Here is a 2,430-nt window from a genome sequence, read left to right on the forward strand (position 1 = left end):
AGCTGAACGGCGAGTAGTACGCCGGGCGGCGCTCCAGGCGCTGCCAGTTGGCGATCGGCTCGATCGGCGCGGCGGCGGCGGGGTGACCGGCCGTCGGCTCGGGTCGTGGGCCGTCAGGCGGCCTGCTGCCAGCTGAACGGCGAGTAGTACGCCGGGCGGCGCTCCAGGCGCTGCCAGTTGGCGATCGGCTCGATCGGCGCGGCGGCGGCGGCCTGCTGCGCGGCGGCGGCGCGCGCGGCGAGGACGGCGGTCAGGGCGGCGAGTTCCTCGTCGGTGAGACTGCCGCGGACGATGCGGACGAGGGGTTCGGCGGAAGCGGTCATGTCCTGGTTTCTCCCCCGGTGGCTGCGGTCTGAGGTGGGTGCCCGGTGCGTACGGGCGGTTGCTGCGGGGCGCGTGCGGTGCGCACGCGCGGCGGAGCGCGCCGCTACATCGGCGGGTTGCCGTGCTTGCGGCTGGGCAGGTCGGCGTGCTTGGTGCGGAGCATGGCCAGGGCGGAAGAGATCACCTGGCGGGTCTCGGCCGGGTCGATGACGTCGTCGACGAGGCCGCGTTCGGCCGCGTAGTACGGGTGCATCAGCTCGTTCTTGTATTCCTTGATCTTCTGGGCGCGCATGGCGTCCGGGTCCTCGGCGGCGTTGATCTCGCGCCGGAAGATGACGTTGGCCGCGCCCTCGGCGCCCATGACGGCGATCTCGTTGGTGGGCCAGGCGTAGGACAGGTCGGCGCCGATGGAACGGGAGTCCATGACGATGTAGGCGCCGCCGTAGGCCTTGCGCAGGATCAGCGAGATGCGCGGCACGGTGGCGTTGCAGTACGCGTACAGCAGCTTGGCGCCGTGCCGGATGATGCCGCCGTGCTCCTGGTCGACGCCGGGCAGGAAGCCGGGGACGTCGAGCAGGGTGACCAGCGGGATGTTGAAGGCGTCGCACATCTGGACGAAGCGGGCGGCCTTCTCGCTCGCGTTGATGTCCAGCACGCCGGCCAGCGACTGCGGCTGGTTGGCGATGATGCCGACGACGTGGCCGTCGATCCGGGCGAGCACGCAGAGCACGTTGGTGGCCCAGCGCTCGTGGACCTCCAGGTACTCGCCGTGGTCGACGATCTCCTCGATGACCTTGCGCATGTCGTACGGGCGGTTGCCGTCGGCGGGCACCAGGTCCAGCAGGCTGTCGTTGCGCCGCTCGACCGGGTCCTCGCTCATCACGGACGGGGGCATCTCGCGGTTGTTCTGCGGCAGCAGCGACAGGAGGTAGCGGACCTCCTCGATGCAGGACTGCTCGTCGTCGTAGATGAAGTGGGCGACACCGGAGACGCCGGCGTGCACGTCCGCACCGCCGAGGCCGTTCTGGGTGATCTTCTCGCCGGTCACCGCCTGGACCACGTCCGGGCCGGTGATGAACATCTGCGAGGTCTCGCGGACCATGAAGACGAAGTCGGTCAGCGCGGGGGAGTACGCGGCGCCACCGGCGCACGGGCCGAGCATCACCGAGATCTGCGGGATGACGCCGGAGGCCTTGGTGTTGCGCTGGAAGATGCCGCCGTAGCCGGCCAGCGCGGTGACGCCCTCCTGGATGCGGGCGCCGGCGCCGTCGTTCAGCGAGACCAGCGGGGCGCCGGCCGCGATGGCCATGTCCATGATCTTGTGGATCTTCTGCGCGTGGGCCTCGCCCAGCGCGCCGCCGAAGATCCGGAAGTCGTGCGCGTAGGTGAAGACGGTGCGCCCGTGCACGGTGCCCCAGCCGACGATCACGCCGTCGGTGTGCGGCTTCTTGGCCTCCAGGCCGAAGCCCTGGGCGCGGTGCCGGCGCAGCGGCTCGACCTCCTGGAAGGAGCCCTCGTCCAGCAGCAGCTCGATGCGCTCGCGAGCGGTCAGCTTGCCCTTGGCGTGCTGGGCCTCGGTGGCCTTGTCGCTGGGGCCGCGGCGGACCTTCTCGCGCAGCTCGTGCAGCTCGGCGACCCGCCCGCGGGCGTCGGCCGGGACCTCGGGGACCTCGCCGTCGACCGGCGCCTCATGCACAACCGTCATCTCGAACCACTCCAAGGGTGAGGGAACTGTCCGACAGCCAACGTCTGCTGTGCCCCCGGCTGCGAATCACTTTCTTCACTTATGACTGTACGAGGGGCCGTGCGCTGGTTTCGGCGTCGATTCCGTACAAGGTCGGGTTCGTTTAGCTGTCAGGCCTGTACAGAAGCTGTCGGTTCGGTCACTGAGCGCTCGGTGTTCGGTTGGATACCGGGGGTTGTCGGACAGATGATGGTCCGATGATCTGAGCATGAAGAAAAGCGCAGGTCAGGGACGTCTTCCAGTAATGTAGGCCGGTCCTCTTGGGCCCGCCGGCGGTGTTGAACACCGCGGCGACCTTGTCCCAGCCGAGGCCGTCCTTGCCGAACACGTCGTCCTGGCCGAGACGCATCAGCAGACCGGCT

The 2,430-nt window shown here is 69.4% G+C and carries 3 protein-coding genes; all 3 read right to left on the reverse strand.

Annotated elements, in window-relative coordinates; all coding sequences use genetic code 11:
• Positions 1–113 precede the first annotated feature (113 nt).
• Positions 114–323 (reverse strand): acyl-CoA carboxylase epsilon subunit, encoded by a 210-nt coding sequence (locus ACIQOV_RS37515; protein ID WP_359902827.1) that lies wholly within the window; start codon positions 321–323, stop codon positions 114–116.
• A 104-nt stretch (positions 324–427) separates the two neighbouring features.
• On the reverse strand, positions 428–2,029 hold the full coding sequence (locus tag ACIQOV_RS37520) for an acyl-CoA carboxylase subunit beta (RefSeq protein WP_359902830.1): 1,602 nt from the start codon (positions 2,027–2,029) through the stop codon (positions 428–430).
• A gap of 178 nt (positions 2,030–2,207) precedes the next feature.
• Positions 2,208–2,430, reverse strand: a 223-nt coding sequence (locus ACIQOV_RS37525) for a hypothetical protein (RefSeq protein ID WP_401055262.1), incomplete at its 5' end; no start/stop codon positions are given.

This window comes from Kitasatospora sp. NPDC091257 (assembly GCF_044757675.1).
Classification (GTDB): Bacteria; Actinomycetota; Actinomycetes; order Streptomycetales; family Streptomycetaceae; genus Kitasatospora; species Kitasatospora lactacystinica.

Bases quoted from the DNA above. Each gene is read 5' to 3' on its own strand.
- ACIQOV_RS37515 (WP_359902827.1), bottom strand. From the start codon at position 323: ATGACCGCTTCCGCCGAACCCCTCGTCCGCATCGTCCGCGGCAGTCTC.
- ACIQOV_RS37520 (WP_359902830.1), bottom strand. From the start codon at position 2,029: ATGACGGTTGTGCATGAGGCGCCGGTCGACGGCGAGGTCCCCGAGGTC.